Raw genomic sequence first — 6,462 nt, 5'->3', positions numbered from 1 at the left:
TGCGGCGCGCGGTGCACGCGCCCGCACCGCCCGCTCGGCGGCCGGATGCGGAAACGACGAGGTACGGGTCAGGCAGCCGCGAAGCGGTCCGGGTCGGCGGCAGCCCAGTCGGCGGCCCAGTCCTCCGGCGGGTCCTTGAGCAACTGGCCCGGGGTGAGCCACTCGTGCAGTTGCGCGGCGGAACGGATGGTGACGGGGTCCAGCCGACGGCACAGCATGTGCGGTCCGAGCTCGCGCACCGAACTCGCCCCCATGGCGGCCATGATCCGCAGGGCGCTGCGGACCGTGGCGTCCTGGAAGCGGTGCACGCGCGCCGACTTGTCGGTGACGTCGAGCGCCCGGGCACGCCGCGGGTCCTGGGTGGCGACGCCGCTGGGGCAGGCGTTGGTGTGGCAGTTCATGGCCTGGATGCACCCGACGGCGAACATCATGCTGCGGGCCGCGTTGGTGTAGTCGGCGCCCTGGATCAGCCGCTTGACGATGTCGGCGCCGGTGGCCACCTTGCCGCTCGCGCCGATCCGGATCCCCTCCCGCAGTCCCGTACCGACCAGCGCGTTGTGCACCGTCATCAGCCCCTCGGAGAGCGGCAGACCCATGTGGTCGCAGAACTCCAGCGGCGCGGCGCCCGTACCGCCCTCGGCGCCGTCGACGACGAGGAAGTCGGGCGCGGTCCCCTCCGCGAGCATGGCCTTGCACAGGGCCAGCACATCGCGCCGGCTGCCGACGCACAGCTTGGCGCCGACCGGCTTGCCGCCGGCCAGCTCCCGCATCCGGGCGAGGAACCGGACCAGCTCACGCGGTGTGGAGAACACCCGGTGGTAGGGCGGCGAGATCACGGTCCGGCCCTCCGGCACCCCACGCACCCGCGCGATCTCCGCGTTGACCTTGCCGCCGGGGAGCACGCCGCCGATGCCCGGCTTGGCCCCCTGGGAGAGCTTCAGCTCCACGCACTTGACCTGGTCGAGCGCGGCCTTCTCGGCGAACTGGTCCGGGTCGAAGCCGCCGTCCTCCGTACGGCAGCCGAAATACCCGGTGCCGATCTCCCACACCAGGTCGCCGCCGTGCCGAAGGTGGTAGTCGGATATGCCGCCCTCGCCGGTGTCGTGCGCGAAACCGCCCAGGGCAGCGCCCTGGTTGAGGGCGAGCACGGCGTTGGCGGAGAGCGATCCGAAGCTCATCGCCGAGACGTTGAGCAGCGCCATGTCGTAGGGCTGTGTGCACTCCGGGCCGCCGACGCGCGCGGTCGGCGGTGTCTCGGCGGCCGGCACCGGGCCCAGGGAGGGGGTCAGGAACTCGTAGCCCGTGGCGTAGAGGTCCCGCTCGCTGCCAAAGGGCTCCTCGGCGGCGGTGCCCTTCGCCCGCTGGTAGACCAGGTCGCGGGTGTCGCGGTCGTAGGGGCGGCCGTCGTGGTTCCGCTCGATGAAGTACTGCTGCAGCTCCGGGCGGATGCTCTCCAGCAGGTACCGCAGATGGCCCAGCACCGGGTAGTTGCGCAGCACCGCGTGCTTGCGCTGGAGGAGGTCGTACACACCGGTCACGGCGGGTACGAGCAGCAGCGCGGCGGGCAGCCACCACCACGGGGACTGCACGGACAGGGCGGCGGCCAGCACGGCCGCGAGCGCGAGGGCTGCGACGCTGAGGATTCTGATCACTGTGGAGACGGTCCCTGGTCGGCGGCGAGGCGGCGGTGCGGCGGCCGAGGTGCACCACGGGTGTCCTCACCCCCGGGCCGCACGGCGCCGGGTGCCGACGTGATCACGCTCGCCGCCTCCCCGGTTCGGCGGATATGGCGTGTGCGTCGGTCCGTGTGCCCTGCACGGAGGAGTTCACGCCTCCCAGCCGGCCGGGCCCCGTCCGGCCGCAGGCCGCGGCCGACCGGGTCGCCGGCCCACCGGCCGCCCACCCGCTGGCCGGCCGGCCGCTCACCCGCGGGGCAGCCGCAGTGCCAGGGCGAGGGTGTCGTCCGGGTGCAGCACCACGGTGTGCATGTCCTCGGCGATCGCCTCGGGGATCTCCTCGATGGCGCGCCGCCGGTGCCGGACCGCGGACTCGACCAGCCGGACCTCGCCCTCCAGCGGATCCTTGCGGCTCTCGGTCAGCCCGTCGGTGTACAGCACCAGCAGGTCACCGGGGGCGAGGCGGGCCCGCAGCACGTCCTCGCTGCCCGGCAGCGGGAACCCCACCCCGCGTCCGGCCACCTGGAGGTAGGAGGAAGCTCCGTCCTCGCGTACGACCAGGGCCGGCGGGTGGCTGCCGTTGGCCAGCAGCACCTCCCCGCCCTCGGGGTCCACCCGGGCGAGCAGGACGGTGGCCAGCAGCTGGGGGTCGATGCTGGCCAGGATCTCACTCGCCCGCTCGACGATGGTCCCCGGCGGGTGGCCCTCCAGTGCGAGCGTGCGCACGGTCTGGGTGACGTTCAGCGCGGCTCCGGTGCTGCGGACCCCGTGCCCCAGCGCGTCGACCACGGTGATGTGCACCGTGCCGTCCGGCAGCTGGAACCAGTCGTAGAGGTCACCACCGGTGGGTGCGTCGGTGTCGGCCGGGGCGTAGTGCACGGCCAGCTCCAGACCGGACACGTCGAGCGGTGCCGGGCGCAGCGCGTCCTCCAGCTCGCGCAGCATCTGGCCGTGGGCGCGGCGCAACTGCTCGTCGCGCTCCTCGAGCTGGACGTAGAGGGCCAGGACCCCGCTGTTGGTCTCCTCCAACTCCTCTTTCAGCAGGCGGTGCTCGGCCTCCACGGCGTCGCAGCGGTCCAGTACCGCGCGCAGTTCCTCGTGGACCGCCTCACCGTCGGGGACCGCCTCACCGTCGGGGACCGCCCCGCCCTCCGGGAGAGGCGCGGCGCCGTTCCCGGGCGTGCGGGGCGGCAGGTGCCACACCGCGGCACCGTCCGCGGCGGCCGTCGCGGGCAGCGGCAGTCCGTGGAACTCCCGCCGGCCGGCCCCGCACACGGTGCCCACGGGGGCCAGGACGCACGCGAGGGCCGCGCCGGCCCCGGGCTTCTCCCCCGCGCCCGCCTGCGCGAGGCTGACCCGCACACCGCGGCCCTGGGCGAGTTCGTCCCGTGCGACGGCGGCGACGGACACCACCAGCCGGGCGCGCAGTTCGGCCGGGACACCGTGGATGCCGGCGAGGCGGCGCACGGCTCGCCGCACGCCACCCACCGTGGTGAGCCGGCCGCTCTCCTGTCTCGTCTCTCTCATCTGCTTCATCGCAGTCCTGTCAGTGCCAGGGCGGTGGCGTCGTCCCGGAGCCGGCGGTGCCGGTGTGCCAGAGCCGCGGGCAGCAGCGGCGCCGGCAGTTGCGACAGGAACCGGGAGGGGTCGTGCGCCCAGCGGGCCTGGATACCGTCGGAGTGCACGAGCGCCAGCCGGTCGGCCGCCAGCGGCTCGGTGCGGACGTGCGGGGTGGGAAGGTTCCATCCGACGATCCCCGGCCGGCTCTCGATCCGCCGGGGGGACCGGTCGTGGTGGAGCACGCAGACGCGCACATTGCCGACCCCGCAGAAGTGCAGCCGTCCGGGTTCGAGGCGCACCAGCCCGACGGCGGCGCCGCGGGTGTGCCGCAGAGCCCGGTGCATCTCCGCCATCAGCGCCGGCAGGGCGCGGTCCGGCGCCTCCTGTGCGACGCGCAGCGCCACGCGGGTGGCGCGGGCCGCGGCCTCGCCGTGCCCCAGTCCGTCGACCACGGCCGCCGTCACCTGCCCCGCGGCGGTGTGCAGGAACCATCCGTCCCCGCACTGCTCCTCGCCCTCGGCGGGCAGACAGATCGCCCCCACGCGATGGCCGGGCAGCCCGTCCGGACCGGGCGGTACAGCCCCTCCGGCCGCGGAGCCGGCGCGGGGCGCCAACCGGGCGGAGGCGACGGTGCCGTCCGGTACCCGGGTGCGGATCACGAAGGCGTCCGCGACCCGGCTGACCGCGCCCAGGCCGGTGCCGAGCGTGTTCGTGGTGGTGTAGCCGTCGGCCAGGCAGCGCTGCAACTCCCCCATTCCCGGCCCGCGGTCGACGGCCAGCACCTCGAATCCCGCGCCCAGCGGGAGGGGCTGGAGGAAGACGACACCGTCGCCCGCGTGCTTGTCCAGATTGCTGGCCAGTTCGCTGGCGACAGCGGCCGCCTGGTCCGGAAGCGAGCCGTCCAGCCCGCACTTCCGTGCCGTTCGCCGGGCCAGGTCGGCGGCCAGATGGACAGCGCTGTGGTGGTCGATGCGCACCTGCGCCGTCGGCACGGCCCCGGACTCGCCTCCGCTCACCGCTCGCTCCACCGCACGGCGGTGACCACGGCGCCGCTGCCCGGCTCCGAGCGCACCTCGAACTCGTGCATCAGCCGCCGCGCCCCGCCCAGGCCGTGCCCCAGCCCCGCCCCGGTGGTGTACCCGTCGGCCAGGGCGCTGGGCAGGTCGTCGATGCCGGGGCCCTCGTCCCGCACCGTCAGGCGTACCCCGCACCGGGTGCCGTGCCGCAGCTGCTCGATGGTCAGCGCGCCCCCACCGCCGTGCACATAGGCATTGCGGGCCAGTTCGCTGGCGGCTGTGACGACCCGCGTCTGATCGACGAGGCTCAACCCGGCCTCCACCGTGGCCGCGCGCACCGCGTGCCGCACCAGCAGCAGATCCTCGTCCGTGCGCACCAGATGGGTGGCGGCCCCGGTCCCCTCACCCGCGCCGGGCGAGCCGTCGGCAGGCTCCGGCGGACGCTTCCCGGGCTCCGCGCGCCGCCCCGGGACCGCCGGACCGGCGGTCCGGCCGCGTGCGGGGGCTCCCTGTCCGGCGGCCGGCCGCTCGCCGCGCTCGCCGTCGGCGCCGCCGAAAGTCCTCACGTCGGCGACTCCTGCATGCCGGAGGACGCGTGGCGCCAGCCGAGGGCCGCCATGCCCTGCTCGGCGTTCAACGCCGTCTCCACGCCCTTCAGTTCGATGCCCAGCTCCACCAGGGTGATGGCCACGGCGGGCCGCATGCCCGCCACGACCACCCGGGCCCCCAGCAGCTGCGCCATCGTGGAAAGTTCCATCAGCGCACGCGCCACGAAGGAGTCGATGATCTCCACCCGGGAGATGTCGATCAGCACCCCGCGCGCCCGGTCGGAGACGATGCGGTCGGTCAGTTCCTCGGCCAGCGCGAGAGCCGAGGAGTCGTCGAGTTCGTTGAGCAGGCCGGTGACCAGTGTGTCGCCCAGCCGCAGAATCGGTACCGGTCCTCCCCTCACGGCGCCGCCCGCACCTCCGGCGCTCCGGGTGCCGACAGCGGCCCCGAGACGGTCCCGGCCCCGTCCTCCCCCGTCAGCCGCACCGCGGTGGCCAGCGCGTCCGCCAGGTTGGCGCGGGTGAGGATGTCCGAGAGGTCGATGCCCAGTTGGACGATGGTCTGGGCGATGGCGGGCCGGATGCCGCTGATGACGCAGTCCGCGCCCATCATCCGCACCGCCTGCACGGTCTGCATCAGATGCTGGGCGACGGAGGTGTCCACCGTCGGTACGCCGGTGATGTCGATGATGGCCACCGTCGCCTCGTGCTGCTGGATGGCCTCCAGCAGGGTCTCCATCACCACCTGGCTGCGCGCGGTGTCCAGGGTGCCGACCAGCGGCACGGCCAGCACGTGCCGCCACAGCCGCACCACCGGGGTGGAGACCTCCAGCAACTGGCGGCTCTGCCTGCGGATGATCTCCTCGCGGCCCTCGACGTAGGTCTCGAAGCACAGCGCACCGGCGGCGTCCAGCAGCCGGTTCAGCAGCAGGGCCGCCGCCAGCATGTCGTCGGCCGCGAGCGACTCCTGCTGCGCCGCCTCCAGCAGCACGTCCTTCAGGGCCAGCACGGACAGCGAGATCGCGGTCGGTGAGGAACCCGCACGCGCTCGCCGCATCGACATGTCGATCACTGCTTCGCGCAGCTCCTGATGGGAGGCGACGACCCGGTCCGTGGGCAGTTCGCTCGCCATGCCCCGGCGCAACGCGGCGACCAGCGCGTCCGCTTCCTCGTGCAGGTCCTCCTGGGCAAGCCCCTCGCTCAGCGAAACCCGCTCCACCTGCTGCCGCACCCAGCGGTCGGCGATCTCGTCGCCCCGCCGCACCAGCGCCTCGCACAGGCGCTCGCGCAGGGCGGACTCGGTGACACTCATCAACGGAACCCTTCACTCACACATTCGACTGTCGTACCCACCCGGGCACCGCTCATCCACCGGAGCCTGCCGCCGGGCCGGATCCCGGCCGCGCAGGGCGGCACCGGGCACGGGCAAGGCGGCAGGGGGAACGGCGGAAAGGCAGGCGCACACAGCAGCCGGACGGGCGCCGACCCGGACCGGGTCCGGGCGCGTCCCCGGCGGCCTCGGGTGCTCTCCTCACCAGGGGGCGGGCAGGGCCCGATCGGGAGGGTGCGGCACAAAATCTGCGGCGGCGGCACTCATGAAACTCGATGCTCCCGTCTGCTGACCGGTGGGGGACGGGAGGAAGTCGACGCGACGGCACGCCA

General features: G+C 74.1%; 6 protein-coding genes. All 6 read right to left on the bottom strand.

What is annotated here, in order from left to right:
* Positions 1-68 precede the first annotated feature (68 nt).
* The 6 genes from A949_RS0128005 to A949_RS0127980 all read right to left on the bottom strand — a co-directional run bounded on the left by A949_RS0128005 (position 69) and on the right by A949_RS0127980 (position 6,112).
* Positions 69-1,652: an FMN-binding glutamate synthase family protein gene (locus A949_RS0128005; protein WP_019359371.1), complete on the bottom strand. Its 1,584-nt coding sequence runs from the start codon at positions 1,650-1,652 to the stop codon at positions 69-71.
* 270 nt (positions 1,653-1,922) lie between these two features.
* Entirely contained in the window at positions 1,923-3,212 is a 1,290-nt protein-coding gene (locus A949_RS0128000) for a SpoIIE family protein phosphatase (protein ID WP_019359370.1), read from the bottom strand.
* Positions 3,209-4,252, bottom strand: coding sequence for a SpoIIE family protein phosphatase (locus tag A949_RS0127995; RefSeq protein ID WP_019359369.1), 1,044 nt, complete (start codon positions 4,250-4,252; stop codon positions 3,209-3,211). Before A949_RS0127995 ends, A949_RS0128000 begins: the two co-directional genes overlap by 4 nt.
* The gene (locus tag A949_RS0127990) at positions 4,249-4,818 is read right to left on the bottom strand and encodes an ATP-binding protein (RefSeq protein WP_019359368.1); all 570 of its coding nucleotides are present in this window, start codon (positions 4,816-4,818) and stop codon (positions 4,249-4,251) included. Before A949_RS0127990 ends, A949_RS0127995 begins: the two co-directional genes overlap by 4 nt.
* Positions 4,815-5,204 (bottom strand): STAS domain-containing protein, encoded by a 390-nt coding sequence (locus A949_RS34855; protein WP_019359367.1) that lies wholly within the window; start codon positions 5,202-5,204, stop codon positions 4,815-4,817. The genes A949_RS0127990 and A949_RS34855 overlap by 4 nt, the downstream gene beginning before the upstream one ends.
* On the bottom strand, positions 5,201-6,112 hold the full coding sequence (locus A949_RS0127980) for an STAS domain-containing protein (RefSeq protein WP_019359366.1): 912 nt from the start codon (positions 6,110-6,112) through the stop codon (positions 5,201-5,203). The genes A949_RS34855 and A949_RS0127980 overlap by 4 nt, the downstream gene beginning before the upstream one ends.
* Between the last annotated feature and the right edge of the window lie 350 nt (positions 6,113-6,462).

Source organism: Streptomyces sp. AA1529 (genome assembly GCF_000280905.1).
Classification (GTDB): domain Bacteria; phylum Actinomycetota; class Actinomycetes; order Streptomycetales; family Streptomycetaceae; genus Streptomyces.
This window is presented reverse-complemented; position numbering and strand designations above follow the sequence as displayed.